16 protein-coding genes and 1 riboswitch are annotated in these 16791 nt (G+C 46.2%); of the genes, 8 read left to right on the plus strand and 8 right to left on the minus strand.

The annotated features are described in order from the left end of the window. Nucleotides 1-119 precede the first annotated feature (119 nt). Complete coding sequence (locus FTT89_RS04210) at nt 120-998, plus strand: metal-dependent hydrolase (RefSeq protein ID WP_016658655.1); 879 nt, start codon at nt 120-122, stop codon at nt 996-998. A 101-nt stretch (nt 999-1099) separates the two neighbouring features. Here FTT89_RS04210 and FTT89_RS04215 read toward each other — a convergent pair whose 3' ends face one another. The 4 genes from FTT89_RS04215 to FTT89_RS04230 all read right to left on the minus strand — a co-directional run bounded on the left by FTT89_RS04215 (nt 1100) and on the right by FTT89_RS04230 (nt 5020). Further along, on the minus strand, nt 1100-2092 hold the full coding sequence (locus FTT89_RS04215) for a DUF2804 domain-containing protein (RefSeq protein WP_005179978.1): 993 nt from the start codon (nt 2090-2092) through the stop codon (nt 1100-1102). 167 nt (nt 2093-2259) lie between these two features. Further along, nucleotides 2260-2778 (minus strand): DUF1543 domain-containing protein, encoded by a 519-nt coding sequence (locus FTT89_RS04220; protein ID WP_168399780.1) that lies wholly within the window; start codon nt 2776-2778, stop codon nt 2260-2262. Nucleotides 2779-3150: 372 nt separating this feature from the next. Continuing rightward, nucleotides 3151-4395, minus strand: a complete 1245-nt coding sequence (gene trpB, locus FTT89_RS04225) for a tryptophan synthase subunit beta (RefSeq protein ID WP_005179981.1) — start codon at nt 4393-4395, stop codon at nt 3151-3153. Continuing rightward, entirely contained in the window at nt 4376-5020 is a 645-nt protein-coding gene (locus FTT89_RS04230; RefSeq protein WP_104470884.1) for a phosphoribosylanthranilate isomerase, read from the minus strand. Before FTT89_RS04230 ends, trpB begins: the two co-directional genes overlap by 20 nt. Nucleotides 5021-5165: 145 nt before the next feature. Continuing rightward, nucleotides 5166-5387, plus strand: a riboswitch (cobalamin riboswitch). Between the two features lie 37 nt (nt 5388-5424). On the opposite strand from FTT89_RS04230, the gene FTT89_RS04235 reads away from it, so the two are divergent. From FTT89_RS04235 to FTT89_RS04245, 3 genes are all read left to right on the plus strand, one after another. Then, a complete protein-coding gene (locus FTT89_RS04235; RefSeq protein ID WP_180172717.1) occupies nt 5425-7284 on the plus strand; it encodes a TonB-dependent siderophore receptor in 1860 nt (619 codons plus the stop codon). A 93-nt stretch (nt 7285-7377) separates the two neighbouring features. Further along, nucleotides 7378-7959 (plus strand): cob(I)yrinic acid a,c-diamide adenosyltransferase, encoded by a 582-nt coding sequence (locus tag FTT89_RS04240; RefSeq protein WP_016658650.1) that lies wholly within the window; start codon nt 7378-7380, stop codon nt 7957-7959. 145 nt (nt 7960-8104) lie between these two features. After that, on the plus strand, nt 8105-8818 hold the full coding sequence (locus tag FTT89_RS04245) for a glycerophosphodiester phosphodiesterase (protein WP_016658649.1): 714 nt from the start codon (nt 8105-8107) through the stop codon (nt 8816-8818). A 63-nt stretch (nt 8819-8881) separates the two neighbouring features. Here FTT89_RS04245 and FTT89_RS04250 read toward each other — a convergent pair whose 3' ends face one another. Next, on the minus strand, nt 8882-9373 hold the full coding sequence (locus FTT89_RS04250) for an META domain-containing protein (protein WP_005179993.1): 492 nt from the start codon (nt 9371-9373) through the stop codon (nt 8882-8884). A gap of 228 nt (nt 9374-9601) precedes the next feature. Here FTT89_RS04250 and FTT89_RS04255 point away from each other — a divergent pair, with 228 nt between their 5' ends. From FTT89_RS04255 to FTT89_RS04265, 3 genes are all read left to right on the plus strand, one after another. Further along, nucleotides 9602-10768: an acyl-CoA desaturase gene (locus tag FTT89_RS04255; RefSeq protein WP_005179996.1), complete on the plus strand. Its 1167-nt coding sequence runs from the start codon at nt 9602-9604 to the stop codon at nt 10766-10768. A gap of 114 nt (nt 10769-10882) precedes the next feature. Next, nucleotides 10883-12328 carry a YdiU family protein gene (locus tag FTT89_RS04260; protein ID WP_180172718.1) on the plus strand — a complete coding sequence of 482 codons (1446 nt, stop codon included), beginning with the start codon at nt 10883-10885 and terminating at the stop codon, nt 12326-12328. A gap of 75 nt (nt 12329-12403) precedes the next feature. Further along, nucleotides 12404-12784 (plus strand): MmcQ/YjbR family DNA-binding protein, encoded by a 381-nt coding sequence (locus tag FTT89_RS04265; RefSeq protein WP_016658646.1) that lies wholly within the window; start codon nt 12404-12406, stop codon nt 12782-12784. 69 nt (nt 12785-12853) lie between these two features. Here FTT89_RS04265 and FTT89_RS04270 read toward each other — a convergent pair whose 3' ends face one another. The 3 genes from FTT89_RS04270 to baeS all read right to left on the minus strand — a co-directional run bounded on the left by FTT89_RS04270 (nt 12854) and on the right by baeS (nt 15759). Next, nucleotides 12854-13120, minus strand: coding sequence for a hypothetical protein (locus tag FTT89_RS04270; protein WP_104505830.1), 267 nt, complete (start codon nt 13118-13120; stop codon nt 12854-12856). A 266-nt stretch (nt 13121-13386) separates the two neighbouring features. After that, on the minus strand, nt 13387-14073 hold the full coding sequence (locus FTT89_RS04275; protein ID WP_005180005.1) for a response regulator: 687 nt from the start codon (nt 14071-14073) through the stop codon (nt 13387-13389). A gap of 15 nt (nt 14074-14088) precedes the next feature. After that, a complete protein-coding gene (gene baeS, locus FTT89_RS04280) occupies nt 14089-15759 on the minus strand; it encodes a sensor histidine kinase efflux regulator BaeS (RefSeq protein WP_005180006.1) in 1671 nt (556 codons plus the stop codon). A 134-nt stretch (nt 15760-15893) separates the two neighbouring features. Between baeS and FTT89_RS04285 the strand changes: the two genes are divergently transcribed. Next, nucleotides 15894-16505, plus strand: a complete 612-nt coding sequence (locus FTT89_RS04285; protein ID WP_180172719.1) for a hypothetical protein — start codon at nt 15894-15896, stop codon at nt 16503-16505. Nucleotides 16506-16791 lie beyond the last annotated feature (286 nt).

A 16791-nucleotide genomic window follows, 5' to 3' on the forward strand; every position in this document is an offset into this window, starting at 1 on the left:
CTGACATTTCTTATTTTCACTATGGCGTAAAATGTATAAAAACTGGCAAGACTTGTCAAAACAAAGCCGCTAAAGCCCGACATACTGCAGATATGAACGACTAGATGAAGTAAAACAAGATGAATGCCATAGTCCAATATCAGGCGCAACCAGTGGTGCGCAGCAATCTCGACTTTAAGCTGGAACAGATTCCACGCTTCTGGTTTGGTGGAGATCCTTTTCTGACCCGCATGTTTGATGCCTTAAGCCTGACCTTTCCCGATGGGGAACGCTATTTTATTCAGTCGGTACGCTTATACCGCGAGCAGATTCAGCAGCCAGAACTGCAGCAACGCGTGGCCGACTTTATCCGCCAGGAAGCCCAGCATGGCATCGCGCATGACAAAATGAACCAGCTAATGAAAAATCAGGGTATGCCGGTGGATCAGTTTATCCGCCAGCTCAACCGGATTTTTAAATTTGAACTGGAAAAACGCTCACCGGAATACAATATTGCCACCACGGCAGCAGCCGAGCACCTGACCGCCCTCATGGCCGAAACTTTTTATGCCCATCGCTCGACGTTAGCTGAAGCACATCCGTATGTACGCGCCTTGTTTGCCTGGCATGCGATTGAAGAAATGGAACATCGGGATGTGGCCTTTGATGTAATGCGTGATGTGGCCCAAGTTTCTGAAGCGATGCGGCATTTTGCCCTGGTCTGGACCACGTTCCTGATGTTTGGTTTTACCATTTATCGGGCCAATATCATGTTAAAACAGGATGGCTTTAGTCTGTGGCAGCGTCTGCAACTGAATGCCAAAGGTTTGCCGTGGTTCTTTGGCAAAAAAGGCACCTTGACCCGGATGGGCCGGCTATATAAGGACTGGTTTAAAAAAGATTTTCATCCCAGCCAGCATCCGATTATTGCCCAGTATGAAGTCTGGATTAACACCTTGGAACAGACCAATGATCCGATTCAGGCCGGTGAAGCCTTCTGGCAGGCGGCTAAAGATTAAAGAAAAGTTATGATGGATTAAAAAAGCTGAATGTCAGGTTCAGCTTTTTTATTGAGTGGATGAGTTGTAGCTTTTTGGTGAGAAGGAGCAGCGACGAAGATCTACCATTTGGCATAATGCTGTTCCAGCAAGGCATATTCATTCAGGAACACAATTTCCTGATCATCCTGCACAATGGTACCGCTGACTTTGGCCTGCCACTGGCTAAACTGGCTGCCCACCAGGCGCAGGTTCAGATTTTCATAACGGCGCCAGCCGGTGGTCACGGTTAAATTCAGGCTTTGGTCCAGCGAGACAATATTCCACTGGTTATCTGACTGCTGCTCAAATAACACATCTGCCAGCGGATACAGGCGGCCATTGACCCACAGACAGTTTTCATTGCCAAAGCTTTCATTGACACCAGAAGCCAGATTAATGCCAACCCGTTTGTTCTGGGCATCCCAGAAATTACAGGACAGCCAGAACCAGGCCGTTTCCGGGCGTAAAAAACCACAGGTATCATCCAGAGAAACAAAAGTTTTGTCATGAAACTGGATGGTTTGTCCCTGCTTGTTGATAAAAAAACCTTCACAGCCGAGCGTGGTCAGCTTTTGGGTATAGGTCCAGCCATTAATCCCATTCGGACTGCACATGCTTAATGGATCAGTGCCGGCACAGAAAATTCGCGCACTCAGACGCAGTTCGCCGTATTTAGTCACCCGGATATAACGCACTCCATTGGCATGCTGAATATCCAGCTGATAACCGGCTTTATGAAAATGACTATGGTTAAACAGCGGCTGCTCGTCCAGCACCGTATGCCGGGCCAGAAAACTGATCGCATCCCACTCCAGCACTTCACCGGTCAAATGATTGTAGATATAAACAAAACCATGTCCGGCCCAGGCAATATCAACAATAGCCAAGCCAATGGTGTAGTGCTCATGCTGAATACAACAAAATTTAAACTTTTTATATTTTAATCGTTTACGCCACCCAGACAGCACATCACCATAAGGGCTTTTATATTGATAATGATGGTATTGGATACTGGTCGGTAATTGCTTAAAACGTCCGTAACGTGGCTGTCCATTCTGTTGTATTAAATCCATGTACGACATTCCATGTGGTTTGAGACACTGTAGCTACCGCTTTATTATGCCTATAAAATCTGGCCAGAAAAATAAAAATAAGATTATTTTATCTAAACAATAACAAAAACATAGATTGCTTTCTTTCACAATATCCAAGCCAAACCACTTGCTTAAGTCTGCTACAGTCAGGACTCGGCAATAGGCAAATAGGTATTTTCCCAGCGGTTTCCGGCAAATTCCCCGGCCACCAGTTGCACATAACGGCCATGCACCTGATCAATGGCGATGCAGTCATCGACATCCAGCACCCGGTCGGTATGCTGCTTTTGCCAGTGTGCAGCAAAATATGCCTTGCCACGCTGTTTGGCCACCATGGCATTTTGTGCAACCACCAGAACATAGCGATGCAATTCGCCAAATTCACGCGCATCGTAGCCGCCCAAATTAATCAGCCAGAGTCTTTCATGCGCCTGATTCGGGGCCGCATTACTAAATTGCAGCTGATATTGTTTACCTTCAAATTCCACCCCATTGATTTGCGCCCAGGCATCAATATGTAAGCCGGATTGATCACCAAACCAGGCCTGTCTTAGCTGAGGGAAAGTCTCTTCCAGCGTGTTACCCACGGCAAGCACCACATCGTGCACTTCGGTATTGGCGCGGGCATGACGACCGCCCAACATGACAATAAACAGACTTGGCATGGAAGACTCCAGAAGAGGGTTTTAACCAGGTAGAAGATAAATCAGCAATATGATACCCGTTGGCGATCGGGATGTCGCCTGTTGAGCAGCATGACAGGGACGTCAGATCTGCTCAACAAAAGCCTTTGCTTACTTTGGGCTTTTCCAAACTAAGGGAAAGTCTAAATGAATTACGATTGTCTGAATTTGTGTCAAAAATAGGATCTGAATAATAATCCTCCCCTCGCCCCTCCTTTTAAAAAGTGGGGAACTTTCATTACAACAATAAAAAAAATCGCACCCAATTGCTTGAATGCGATTTAAATCCTCCCAACCCTCCTTTTACTAAGGAGGGCTATTCCCTTTTTTCTTTAAGAGGGTTAGGGAGATTTTTTACATATCCACCATTTCCACGCCATCAATACGCGCTACCGTCATCAAGTCTTTATCACCACGGCCTGAAACCGTTGCAATAATAATTTGATCTTTCGACATGGTCGGCGCCAGCTTGGTCACGTACGCCATCGCATGTGAACTTTCTAATGCCGGAATGATCCCTTCAATCTTGGTCAGGTCACGGAAACCTTGCAAAGCTTCCTGGTCATTAATTGGCACATAATCCACACGATGCATATCTTTCAGGAAGCTGTGCTCAGGACCCACACCCGGATAATCCAGACCAGCAGAAATCGAATGGGTTTCAATAATCTGGCCTTGTTCATCTGACATCAGGTAAGTACGGTTGCCGTGAAGGACACCGACATGACCGGCATTCAATGGCGCAGAGTGTTTACCCGTTTCAATGCCTAAGCCCGCCGCTTCAACCCCGTACATTTTCACCTCCTGATCATTCAGGAATGGATAGAACAGGCCCATAGCATTAGAACCACCTCCCACACAGGCCACAAGTGCATCCGGCAGACGGCCGGCTTGTTCCTGAATCTGACGGCGTGCTTCACGGCCAATAATGGACTGGAAATCACGCACCAGTTGCGGATAGGGATGTGGACCCGCCACAGTTCCGATCACATAATAGGTTGAATCGACATTGGTGACCCAGTCACGCATCGCTTCATTCATGGCATCTTTTAAAGTTTTAGAGCCACTTTCTACCGCGACGACTTTGGCACCCAGCAAACGCATACGATACACGTTCATGGCCTGGCGCTTCACATCTTCCGCACCCATGAACACTACACATTCAAGACCTAAACGCGCCGCGATGGTTGCTGTCGCCACACCATGCTGACCGGCACCAGTTTCGGCAATAATACGTTTTTTACCTGAAAGTTTGGCCAATAACGCCTGACCAATGGTGTTGTTCACTTTATGCGAGCCGGTATGGTTCAGGTCTTCGCGTTTTAAGTAAATCTGTGCACCACCCAACTCTTTCGACCATCGCTCAGCATAATACAGTGGACTTGGACGACCGACGTAATAAGCGAGATCACGGTCGAATTCTGCCAGAAACTGTTCATCATTCTTCATGCGGAAATAGAGCTTTTCCAAGTCTTCTAAAGCCGCCATCAGGGTTTCTGACACAAAACGTCCGCCATGGATACCGAAGTGCCCTTTTGCATCAGGGAACTGGGTATAGTCAATTGCCTGTTTTTCTGTATTAACAGTTTGCTGATCCACGATGGACTCCTTGCATAAAGCGTTCTATGAGTTGTTGGTCTTTAATACCTTTTGCGGATTCTACGCCTCCGCTCACATCTACAGCAAACGCGGCTGTGGTGTGAATGGCGTCTTCAATATTGTCAGGGTTTAATCCCCCGGCCAAAATCAGTGGAATATCCAGTTGGGGAAAGCTGCTCCAGTCAAAGCTGTGCCCGGTTCCGCCCTTTAATTCAGGATGCCAGGCATCTAAAAGTACGGCGCTAGCACCGGCCTGCTGATATTTTTGAATTTCAGCCACCACATCTAGCCCCGGTTTAACCTGAATCGCCTTGTACCAGCGACGTCCAACCTGCTGTGCAATTGACTGGCACTGTTCCGGGCTTTCATCACCATGAAATTGCAGGATGTCCAGCGCGACTGTATTGAGAATGGCCTGAATCTCACCGGCTGAGCTATTTACAAATAAACCCACCACCTGTACATAAGGCGCAATGGCCTGTAGCAGAACGCTGGCCTGTTCTGCGCTCACACTGCGCGGACTTGGAGGATAAAATACAAAACCAATTGCATCTGCACCACTGTTGACGACGGCATGTACATCTTCAACCCGGGTGATGCCGCAAATTTTGGCACGGGTTCGCATAACTTGTTTGGCTCTCGTAATGCCCGCTTTATAGCCTATCTATAAATATGGGGCCGGCTCATTGTAATGCAAATTTTTTCACTTGAGTAAAGTTCAGCCTGATAATTCTTGCACAAGTTGTTTAAAATGCATACGGCACTTATACTGCGCCCGTTTCACAGCAAGTTTAAGCCTTGGCTTTAGGGAAATTGGTGAAAATCCAACACTGCCCCCGCAACGGTAACAATGAAACATATATCAGTTTAAATCATGCGATTTACACCACTGTATTCAGATATGGGAAGGTGGATATATAGGTCCAGGTCATCATCAAGATGCTTGGCGCCACATTGAAGTCCGGATACCTGCTTGTTGTGCCCTTTAACTCAATCATTCACGTGGGGTGAATGTATGGAGCACATATCATGTCTATTCAATTTCAACCTACTGCCTTGGTAGGTGCAATCGCTCTTGCGATGGGGTTTTCAACTTCTGTCTTTGCTGCGGAGTCTCAAGAGCAACCTGCCGTCAATGCGGCCCTGGATACCTTGGTGGTTACAGCTACTCGTTCTGAAGAGAAGATTGGCAATGTGCCTGCGCGGATTTCAATTATTGAGCCTGATGTGATTGAACAATCTCCAATTGCACAGCTTTCAGATTTATTACGCTCAGAGGCTGCACTAAATGTGGTGCAACTTGGTGGTTTCGGTCAACAAACTTCTATTTTTATGCGTGGCACAGATTCTGACCACACTTTAGTGTTACGTGATGGCGTACGTTTAAATAATGATGCCAGTGGTTTAGCATCATTAAGTTTTTTAGATACTACCGATATTCATCAGATTGAAGTCCTAAAAGGCCCTGCTTCTGTTCTGTATGGAACCAATGCTATTGGTGGCGTCGTACAAATTATTTCAAAGACACCAGAACAGTCTGGTGCTTTTATTACGGGTGAAATTGGAGAAAACAATACTTACAAGGCTTTAGTTGGAGCTGACTTATCAGAAAATGATATCTACTTGCAGATTCGTGGTCAGCGTTTAGAAAGTGATGGTACAGCGATTACAGACTTAGAGGGCGCCACCAAATCCAACTATGAGCAAAAAGGTTTTTCTGCCAAAGCCGGTATTGAAAAAGAAAACTATGGCATAAGCCTTGACCATAGCGAAAACCAAGGTAACTCAATTTATCAAAATTTTAGTTGGGTCACTTTAGATTATGAGACCAAGTCACACGACTTTAAAAATGCAGTCACCAATTTAAAAACCTATCTACAACTTAATGAAAATCTACGCGCAAATGCACGTATTTCACATTTTAAAGACGAGTTAGAACAGCTCAAATCCTTTGAAAACACCACCTATATTGCTGACGAATATGAGTTAATGTTAAAGCAGCAGTTCACACCTCAGCAAAATGTAATCGTAGGTATAACTCATAAAGCATTAGAAACTGAAACTGAAAAATCATCCGGTTCATTTCAACAGGATCTTAACACCACAGGCTATTACCTACAGCATCAATATCAAGCAGATAAACTTAACACCCAACTTGGGGCTCGCGTTGAAGATAATGAAAAGTTTGGTACGCATACAGTAGGACAACTTGGTGTACGTTACCATTTCACCCCAAATTTCAGTATTTATTCAAATCTAGGAACAGCTTTTAAGGCTCCTACAGTCAATGATCTTTACTATGGCTCGTCTGCCAATCCAGAGTTAGAACCTGAAGAAAGCACTTCTTATGAAGTTGGTTTCGATCATCAAATTAATAATCAATGGAAATATGGTGCTTCTCTCTACCATACCGATATCGACAATTTAATTGATTATGCCGACAGCGCACCATGGGGCTTAGATAATATTTCTGAAGCACGCATGCAAGGACTAGAGACTTTTGCTAAATGGGCTCAAGACGATTACTTCTTTAAAGCAGCTTATCAATATGTCAAAGCAACCAATGCAATTAAAGATACTGCATTATTGCGTCGTCCACGCCAAACACTAACCTTATCTACAGGCATTCAAAATGAGCACTATGGTTTAAGTGCCTCACTAGTGGCCAAATCCAAGGCTAAGGATTGGTCCACCACACAAACTACACCGGGTTATGCAACTGTTGATTTACATGCTTACTGGAATATCAATCCGTATCTCAAACTGTTCAGCAATATTCAAAACGTGGGTGATGTTGAATATAAAGCAGCATATGATGGCAGTATTGATGGGGTCTACTACATCAACGGCGGCCGCCTCGCCTCTGTCGGCGTAACGGTTAAATACTAAACGCCCCAAAGGACATATAAATTTTGAGGATCATGTCGTGACTGTGGCATGATCCTTTTTATATTCACATGATTAAAAATTCAAGGAACAGCTATGGGCCACCGTTTAAGTAAAATCTATACCCGTACTGGCGACTCAGGCACCACCGGTCTGGGTGATGGTTCACGTGTTGCCAAAGATGATTTACGTATTACCGCACTCGGCGATGTCGATGAACTGAATGCCACCATTGGCGTACTGCGCGCACAGATTGCCGCCAGCACCATTCAGGACAAAGCCAGCTGGGATAAATCTTTAAGCCTGATTCAGCACTGGCTATTTGATTTAGGCGGTGAAGTCTGCATTCCGGGCTTTACTCTGGTACAACCGGTATCAATCGAGTTTCTGGAAAACGACATCGATCGGATGAATGAAACCCTGCCCATGCTTAAGGACTTTATTCTGCCTGCCGGCACCTTGGCGTGTAGCTATGCCCATCAGGCCCGTGCTGTCTGCCGCCGTGCCGAACGTAGCGTGATGTCGGTGCATAGCCGTGACCAGAATATTCAGGCCACCTCTTTACAGCTCCTAAACCGTTTATCTGACTGGTTATTTGTGGCTTCACGCACCCTGCAACGCAGTGAAGGTGGCGCTGAAGTGCTGTGGCAAAAAAATATTAACGAAACGATTGAATAAAGCCGTCATTTTCATAGAAAAAATTGATGAAAATATGCGCTGATCTGACTTGTATAAATTTAAGATCAGCGCACAATAGCGCTGTCACATCCCGGTCATCTTAAAGGCTCACAATGAAACTTCCTCTCCAAACGCTGAGCCTGTTATGCGTATAATTGGACATCGTGGTGCCCGCGGCGAAGCCCCGGAAAATACCCTGGGCGGTTTTCAGTATATTCAGGATTTAGGCGTACGCGCCGTCGAGTTTGACGTACGTCAGCTCAAAGATCAGCAACTGGTCATTATGCATGATGATCATTTGATCCGGACCACCGGTCAGGACCGTCCGCTGTATGAATGCAGCACGCAAGATTTACATCATTATAATCAGGCCTATGGTTGGAAAAACTGGTCGAACTTTGAAATCACCCCGTATTTAAACCAGACCCTGGCCCTAATCCAGAACTTTGAACATATCGAAGTTGAAATTAAAGCGGTGGAAACCCAGGCGCAGGCTGAACAGCTGACTCTGGCCTTGCATCAGCAGCTCAAAGGCTTTGAACATTCTGCTGTGATTACCAGTTTTGACCTGAAAATCCATCAGGCCTTACAGGCGCAGCAGTCGACCTTTAAGCGCGGTTTACTAATTGAAGAAGATATCCAGGAACAGGCAATTGAACAGGCATTGCGCTTTGGCTGCTGTCAGATTGGCTGGATGAATGAACTGGCGACCCCGCGCATGATTCAGGCCACCCAGCAAGCACAACTGGGGGTCAGTGTCTGGACGGTGAATGAAGTAGAACGTGCCAAACAGCTGAAAGATTTAGGCATTAACGGATTAATTACCGATTTTCCAAAACTAATGATGCAGCATATTTAATAAAAATAGACGCTCAATCAGCCTGCATGTTACAGGCTGATTTTATATTGATTGAACTTCTATTTAGCGTTGATTGGCCTGAATCAGCATTAGCCCGCGCTCATCCAGCAAATATAAGGTTTTACCCTGTAACTGGAAGCGTTTGACCCGTTGCAAGGCATCCATCAAGTCGGCTTCCTGCGCCAGCGCATGATCACAACTATTATGCGTGGCACGGCTGTTCAGGCTTAAACGGCCCTGACTGAACTGCAGCTGATAGCGGCCGAAAAGAGAATTACAGCCGGTATTGCCCTGCAGATTCTGAAAACGGGAATTGAGCATTAAATACGGGCTGGCATGAAAATAACGTGCCTTTTTCCCCTGAATGGTTTGAATTTCCCAGCGAATATCCTGCAGACCATCGCTACTGCGTTTAACCGCTGCCGGTGCTTTTACCGCACGTGGCTGTGACTGGACTTTGGAGGCTGTAGAAGACGGCGGTGTGCTTTGACAGGCCGTAATGAAAACCACCGCGATCAAATACGGCAAAATTAAACTAATTTTACGGTATCTCATGTGATTGATTTCGCATTGATCAAGGATTTATCTTTATCATGCCGCAGCCTTCGATAAAATCAATGAAGCTTCAATCTTATTCTGTTACTGTTTGGTACAATACATCTGTACAATAATGCTAGTGACGCCGAAACGCGCATGCTAATATGCTCAAATCTTATTCCATACAAAAAGTAATGGATTAAGCACTTCTTTACACCTCCCCAGCTTTCAGGAGTACTGTTGGAGATGAATGCTCCCCTACCCAAAGCCCCAATTAACTGGGTTGCCGTTTTTGCTCTGGTGTTCTTGCCAATTGTCGCAATCATTGCCATCCCGTTATATGCTTACCACCATGATTTTAGCCTCGCGGCTTGGATCAGCATGTTTGTTTTACTTGGCGTTAGCAGCTTGGGTATTACAGCAGGTTATCACCGTTTATGGGCGCACCGTGCCTATGAAGCCACTTTACCTTTGAAAATCATTTTAATGATTATGGGCACCTTTGCCGTGCAGAACAGCATCCTGTTCTGGGCCTCAGGTCACCGTACCCATCACCGTCATGTCGATGATGTCGATAAAGATCCGTATTCCATCAATAACGGTTTCTGGTACGCCCATTTAGGCTGGATGCTGCGCGACTATCCGGCAGCAGAACCGAATTATAAAAATGCGCCAGATTTGCTGAATGACAAACTGGTGATGTTCCAGCATAAATACTATGTACCGTTAGTGATTCTGGTACATGTTGGCATCTTGCTACCAATTGGCTGGGCTGTGGGCGACATCTGGGGTGTTTTACTTTTAGGCGGCTTAATGCGTCTGATTCTGAGCCACCACGTCACCTTCTTTATTAACTCGCTGTGTCATATGTGGGGCAAACGTCCATATACCGACGAAAATACGGCGCGTGACAACTTCTGGCTGGCTATTGCCACTTGGGGCGAGGGTTATCATAACTATCACCATATCTTCCAGTACGATTACCGTAATGGCGTGAAATGGTGGCAATATGACCCGACCAAATGGTTAATCTGGAGCTGTTCGAAACTGGGTCTGGCAAAGAACCTGCGCCGTATTCCAAGCTTTAATATTAAAAAAGCGGAACTGGCGATGAAGTTCAAATATGCCGAGCAGGACCTGGCGGTATATGGCCACAATGTCAATGACGACATCAGCAGCGTCAAACAGCGTCTGGCACAAGAATATGAAGCCTTTACCCACACCTTGAATGACTGGGCCAAATTAAAAGAGCAGGAAATTCAGGCCAAGAAATCGGCAGTGGCAGAAAAAATCCATCAAATGGATGACAAGCTGAAAGTTGAATTCCAGCTGGTGGAACAGCGTCTAACCCATCACCGGGAAACCCTGAACATTCTGATGCGTAACCTGAAAAAGAATCCGGTTTCACAATAATACCAAAGCCCTGCAAAAAGCCTCCTGATGGAGGCTTTTTCTATTCGGAAACACGACACTTTTCTCCAGCCAAGTTTGTTATAGTGAAGGCCTGTTCTGAATGGCTGTTCTGCAATGCAATTTAACTCGCGCTATCCTACCCTGCCTTCCCGTCTGTATCACCAGCAACAACCGCTGCCTTTAAAAGGCGCCAAAGCCGGGCATTTCAATGCAGCACTGGCCGATGAACTGCAATGGTCAAATGAAGACAAAGCACAGTGGGTCGAAATCTGTAGCGGCCAGAAAACATTTGCTGAATTTCCGGCATTGGCTATGGTTTATGCCGGGCATCAATTCGGGCAATGGGCCGGTCAGCTCGGTGATGGACGTGGTTTACTGATTGCCCAGATTGTTGACCAGCATCAGCAGACCATTGATCTGCATTTAAAAGGTGCCGGTGCCACTCCCTATTCACGGATGGGCGATGGTCGCGCGGTGTTACGCTCGGTGATTCGTGAATATCTGGCCGGTCATGCCTTAAATGCCTTGGGCGTACCTTCCAGTAATGCCGTGGGATTTACTTCATCCACCCAAGGGGTACAGCGTGAAAAACTGGAACCGGGTGCAATGATGTTACGTACCTCGGACTGTCATATTCGGCTGGGGCATTTTGAATGGATCAATCAATATCAGCCAGATTTACTGCCTGAATTTACCCAGAAATGTATCGAATGGCATTATCCGGAATGTCTGAAGGCCGAGCAGCCTGTTTTAGCTTTTGCCACACAGGTGGTGCAGCGTACCGCAGTGATGATTGCCCAATGGCAGCTGGTCGGCTTTGCCCATGGGGTGATGAATACCGATAATTTAAATATCACCGGTTCTACCCTGGATTTTGGCCCTTACGGTTTTATGGAGCGCTTCCGTCCGAACTGGATCAACAACCATTCCGATTATCAGGGACGTTATACCTATCAGCAGCAGCCGAGTATTGGGCACTGGAACTTATGGACCTGGCTGAACAACCTGATTCCGCTTTGTCCGGCAGACGATGACCAGGAGCAATGGAAAACAGATCTGGCTCAATGTTTAACTCATTTTGAACCGACCTTCCTGGAACACTACAAGCATGGCTTAAACCAGAAAATGGGCTTACCCAGCTTCCATAAAGACAGCTTTGACTGCGCGATGGCTTTTTTAAGAATCTTGCAAAGCGAACAGCTGGACTACACCCAAAGCTTTATTCGCCTGCAACATAAAGACTATGAAGCGATTAAAGATGATTGCTTAGACCGTCGTCAGTTTGAAGCCTTCCTGACGCAATATGAGCGTATTCGTGAACATCAGGATACCGATGAACTGGATGCCGCCATGACCGCCGTCAATCCGCATTACATCCTGCGCAACCATATGGCGCAAAAAGCGATTGAACTGGCCGAGCGGGATGATTTTTCTGAAGTCGAGCGTTTATTTAGCCTGCTCAGCCAACCCTATACACGGCAGACCGCGCTGGAAAAACCGGAAGATTTAGCGCCGCTGCCAAGCGATGTGCCTGAAGTGATGGTCAGCTGCTCGTCTTAAAGTATCCACATTAGCCTGGTAAATTGTGGATAATTTCAGCATTATCCACAAAGTGCCCTTCAACCTAAATTGCGTATGGCTTTGCATCCACTTGCGGCAAAAGTCGCTACTACCCTGCCTGAAGTCACAGTGACCCAGCCTTTTGGTGAGGGTTGTGATGTGTTTAAAGTGCAGGATAAAGTCTTTATGTTACAGTTTCATCTGCACGGACAAGCGGCCATTAATTTAAAAGTAGCGCCAGATCATGGTGCCATGCTGCGTGATATTTATCCGTATATTCGTAGCGGCTGGCATATGAATAAACAGCACTGGATTTCAGTGTATGAAGATGAAGAGCTGGATGAAGCTTTAATCGAAGATTTAGTGCTGAATTCTTATGCGTTGGTGGTGTCCAAACTCAAGAAACTGGATCGACAACGTATAGCGTTACTCAAAACTGTAGGCTCGCGTGTTTAGCTCAGGCAAAAACACAGAGATAAATCGTGCCCACAGTTTAATCCTGTCTCTCGTATGTAAAATCAGCGATTAAACTTTATATTTATCATTGAACAACTCAAAGGCTTTGCGCCACCCTGAATGTTCACTGCTGTGCTGGCTTTTTGCAATTAAATACTGCAATAGTGCTTTGATGGTGGCCACTGTATCGGAATTTAAACAGACAATAATCTGCTGTACACAGAAGTTGATCTGATGTTCCAGGCGGGAACTATCCTGGGTTTGTTCAAAATAGTGTATCGCGGGGGTGATATTGCGCTGAATTAAGCGTGCGACAAGCTCAGTATTGACGTGCATAGAAAAATTCCCAAAAGCGGGCTGCGGATTATACCGGAATTTTATTTACTTCAATTTTCAGGCTTATTAAAATTTACAAAATATTCTTGTTAAAAATTAAATTCATTTAAAAATTATAATATTAGAAATCCCCCCCCTTTTATCTTGGTCTTATGCTTGATCAGTCTGTTGATTTATCACCATCCTGCCCCTAAATACTGCACAACCTACTCTCATAAAAAAAGCGAATAGGCACATATCTATTCGCTTTTTCACTCCGCATGAAATTAATCTTCCGGATATTCAAAACGGTAGCCAACCCCATAGACTGCCTGAATCCACTCATGACGATTACCGGTTTCTGCCGCTTCGGAAATCTTGCGGCGCAGGTTTTTGATATGACTGTCAATCACCCGATCTGCAACATCAAAACTGTCCGGGTTAATATGGTCCAGCAACTGGGCACGGGAATAAACCTGCCCAACATGCTCTAAAAACAGTTCCAGTAAACGAAATTCGGTCGGGGTCAGGTTCAGTGCTTTTTGCTGATACCAGATCCGTTGCTGGGCTTTATCCATCCGGAATAAATCATTGGTTTCCGGTTCAGCCTTGCGGTCTAAGCGACGCAGCACTGCCTGCACACGTGCCACCAGTTCTTTCGGACTAAATGGCTTACAAATATAGTCATCTGCACCCATATTCAGGCCTAATACCCGGTCAATTTCTTCGGTACGCGCCGTAACCATAATAATGGGTAAATCAGACTGCTCACGTACTTTACGGCAAATGGTCAGCCCATCCATACGTGGCACCATCAGATCCAGAATCATCAGGCTCGGTTTACGCTGCAAAAAGCTGTTATAGGCTTCTTGTCCATCATGAAACATACTGACCTCAAACCCAGCAGCTTCAAGATAGTCGCGGACCAATTGAGCGAGTTCAACTTCATCTTCAACCAGCATGACATGTTTCATGAATATCTTTTCCTTTTATTGTTTGGTCGGAATCGGGAAAGTCAGTTTGCAGCGCAAGCCACCCAATGGCGAATGCGCAAAACTCAGCTGGCCACCCATGGCCTGCGCAATTTTAGCAGACAGCGCCAGACCTAAACCGGTACCGCCAGTGCTCCGCGTACGCGAATCATCCACCCGGTAAAAACGCTCGCCTAAACGGGCTAGCTGTTCATCGGTCAGGCCAAATGGACTGTCATCGACATAGACACTCCATTCTGTTGCCGTCTGCTCACTATGAATATGAACCTGCCCACCGGCCTCAGTATAACGAATACTGTTCGCAATCAAGTTCACCATAATTTGTTTAAAGCGGTCTATATCTAATTGTAAAGGCACAGCTTCACCTTCTAGACGCACGCTTAACTCGGCCTGTTCAAACTTCGGCCGGAAATTCTCGACTTCCTGTTCAATCACCTGCCAAGGGTTGATTGAGGCCAGATAGAATTTCAGCTGCATGGCTTCGGCCTGCGCCAGATCAGCCAGGTCCTGAGTCAGTTTTTTCAGGCTGCTGACCTGACGCATCATTGCATCTAAGTGTTCCGGTGTGGCTTTACGGATACCATCCTGCATAGCCTCAATTTGGGCCTGTAACACTGCCAGCGGGGTTTTTAATTCGTGTGAGGTATCAGCCACCCACTGCCGGCGTGAGGTTTCATGTTGATCTAAAATGACTGCCAGCTGATTCAGCTCTGTAGATAAATCACCGAGTTCATCATTACGGTTTACTTTCACCTGATACTGATAATTGCCTTTGGTCAGTTCACGGGTCCCATTGAGCAGACGCTGAATCGGCTTTTTAAAATAGGTCGCCAATAACCAGGCCACCAGTAAACTGGCAATAAAGGACAGACCATAAATCAGCAGCAGATAACGCTTTTGTTCGCTAAAGAAATTAATGCTGAGCGCATCATCCTGATCCAGCACCGGTTTTAAACCCAGATAGCCGACCACCTGATTGTTCATTAAAATCGGGCGATACGACATTTGTCCTTCTGCTGGCTCACCGACCACAAACTGGCGTTTGGCATCATATAAAGCCAGACGCGAGCTAAGACCCAAACGGTCCGGCATGGAAATAAACTGTTTTTTGCCATCCGATTGTGGCTGATTCGGACGCGGATTCTGGGCACTGCCCTGATTAACCCGGGTGGTATTCTGCTGCGCGCTTAAAGGAAATTTCAGGCCTTCAAAGGGACGGTACTCGGAAGGCAGATTCATTTCCAGCCATTTTAGTTCCTCCTGCGAGGCCTGGCGTTTCTGCGGATCTGGTTCAGCCAGCGTTGGCGCCACATTCATTAAGGTATGTTCTTCAAAATAACGCTGCTGCAAGGCAATATCGTACTGACGGCGCAACCACCAGCGCGACAGGCGGTCATAATCTTCCGGGCCGGCCTGTCCTTCAATTTGCAGGATTTGCGCCTGAATGGCATTGCCCCAATCATGATAGACACCATACACACCGGCCAGATTATGAATCACATGATCCAGCTTCTGCATTTCGACATCGGCCACGTATTTGGTGAAATTGCGTTGCATATTCCAGTGCAGCACCCACAGGCTGACCGTGGAAATGACCAGCGCGGTCAATAGCACAGTCAAAAACAGGCGCAGGGCGATTGGAATCCGGCGTATTTTCAAAACACTCATCTCAATTTTTCTTTTATTTCACTATTGTAGCGAACAGTGTTTGAAAAAACTCTCCATTGTTTCTTCATCTTTATTATTTATTCTTGTCGCAGGTAAAAATAACTGTATCGCGGTTCTGTGTGGAGACAATAATCATGAAAACGATGACAAAAATTGCGCTTGTTTCAGTGGGTTTACTCAGTGTCGGGACACTGACAGCCTGTCAGTCAACCAATAGTACAGCAACGCCGGAACGTGAAGGCCGTATGGCTCATTCCATGCACGGCAAACATGCACGCCTAAGCCCGGAACAGCGTGAACAATGGCAGCAGCTGCGTACTGAACGCCGCCAGATGATGCAGCAGATCAAAACGGCCTGTGAAGGCAAAACTGCCGGACAGGTGGTTCAGGTCAAAGCCGGTGAAAAAACCGTGAATGGGACCTGTACCCTAATATTTACGCCGGAACGCCAGCAGCTTAAACACAGCCGTGAACATCGTCCAATGCGTGGCGATGTACGCCAGTTTAAACAGCATGCTGCTCAGACCGGTGCCTTAACCGATGCCAAACGTGCCGAACTGGTGAAACAGTATGATCAGCGCCTAGCACAGCGTCAGGCCCGTCAACAGGCTATGGCCAATGCCTGTAACGGTAAAATAGCCGGTCAGACTGTCCAGATTAAACTGGGGGATAAATCGGTCAATGGTCAATGCAGCCTGCGTTTTAAACCGAATACCGCTGTGACCATTCCGGCCAAAGTGGCTTAAGCGAAGTCAGCAAATAAAAAAGGCGCATGGTGCGCCTTTTTTATTGGACATATCTGTTTACGTTTTTGACTATTTGTCCACTTCCTATACCGATAAATCTGTTTACACTCAATACACTTAGCTATTTCAAGTTAAAAATCTTTGACTTTACAGTCACCAAGAAAAGCCATTGAAATGCTTGTACCCAATTAGAAGATGTTGCACGATTAAAACATTCAAGATGCGCCTGTGAAGGCGCGTGAACTCACTGATTTAGGATTATAACCGCTGGTTAAACCAGTATTGA

The sequence above is a fragment of the Acinetobacter sp. YH01025 genome, assembly GCF_013420185.1.
In the GTDB taxonomy this organism is placed as follows: Bacteria; Pseudomonadota; Gammaproteobacteria; order Pseudomonadales; family Moraxellaceae; genus Acinetobacter; species Acinetobacter indicus.

Excerpts from the sequence above, each read along its gene's own strand:
- FTT89_RS04210 (WP_016658655.1), top strand. The coding sequence starts at position 120 with ATGAATGCCATAGTCCAATATCAGGCGCAACCAGTGGTGCGCAGCAAT.
- FTT89_RS04215 (WP_005179978.1), bottom strand. The coding sequence starts at position 2,092 with ATGGATTTAATACAACAGAATGGACAGCCACGTTACGGACGTTTTAAG.
- FTT89_RS04220 (WP_168399780.1), bottom strand. The coding sequence starts at position 2,778 with ATGCCAAGTCTGTTTATTGTCATGTTGGGCGGTCGTCATGCCCGCGCC.
- FTT89_RS04230 (WP_104470884.1), bottom strand. The coding sequence starts at position 5,020 with ATGCGAACCCGTGCCAAAATTTGCGGCATCACCCGGGTTGAAGATGTA.
- FTT89_RS04235 (WP_180172717.1), top strand. The coding sequence starts at position 5,425 with ATGTCTATTCAATTTCAACCTACTGCCTTGGTAGGTGCAATCGCTCTT.
- FTT89_RS04240 (WP_016658650.1), top strand. The coding sequence starts at position 7,378 with ATGGGCCACCGTTTAAGTAAAATCTATACCCGTACTGGCGACTCAGGC.
- FTT89_RS04245 (WP_016658649.1), top strand. The coding sequence starts at position 8,105 with ATGCGTATAATTGGACATCGTGGTGCCCGCGGCGAAGCCCCGGAAAAT.
- FTT89_RS04250 (WP_005179993.1), bottom strand. The coding sequence starts at position 9,373 with ATGAGATACCGTAAAATTAGTTTAATTTTGCCGTATTTGATCGCGGTG.
- FTT89_RS04255 (WP_005179996.1), top strand. The coding sequence starts at position 9,602 with ATGAATGCTCCCCTACCCAAAGCCCCAATTAACTGGGTTGCCGTTTTT.
- FTT89_RS04260 (WP_180172718.1), top strand. The coding sequence starts at position 10,883 with ATGCAATTTAACTCGCGCTATCCTACCCTGCCTTCCCGTCTGTATCAC.
- FTT89_RS04265 (WP_016658646.1), top strand. The coding sequence starts at position 12,404 with ATGGCTTTGCATCCACTTGCGGCAAAAGTCGCTACTACCCTGCCTGAA.
- FTT89_RS04270 (WP_104505830.1), bottom strand. The coding sequence starts at position 13,120 with ATGCACGTCAATACTGAGCTTGTCGCACGCTTAATTCAGCGCAATATC.
- FTT89_RS04275 (WP_005180005.1), bottom strand. The coding sequence starts at position 14,073 with ATGAAACATGTCATGCTGGTTGAAGATGAAGTTGAACTCGCTCAATTG.
- baeS (WP_005180006.1), bottom strand. The coding sequence starts at position 15,759 with ATGAGTGTTTTGAAAATACGCCGGATTCCAATCGCCCTGCGCCTGTTT.
- FTT89_RS04285 (WP_180172719.1), top strand. The coding sequence starts at position 15,894 with ATGAAAACGATGACAAAAATTGCGCTTGTTTCAGTGGGTTTACTCAGT.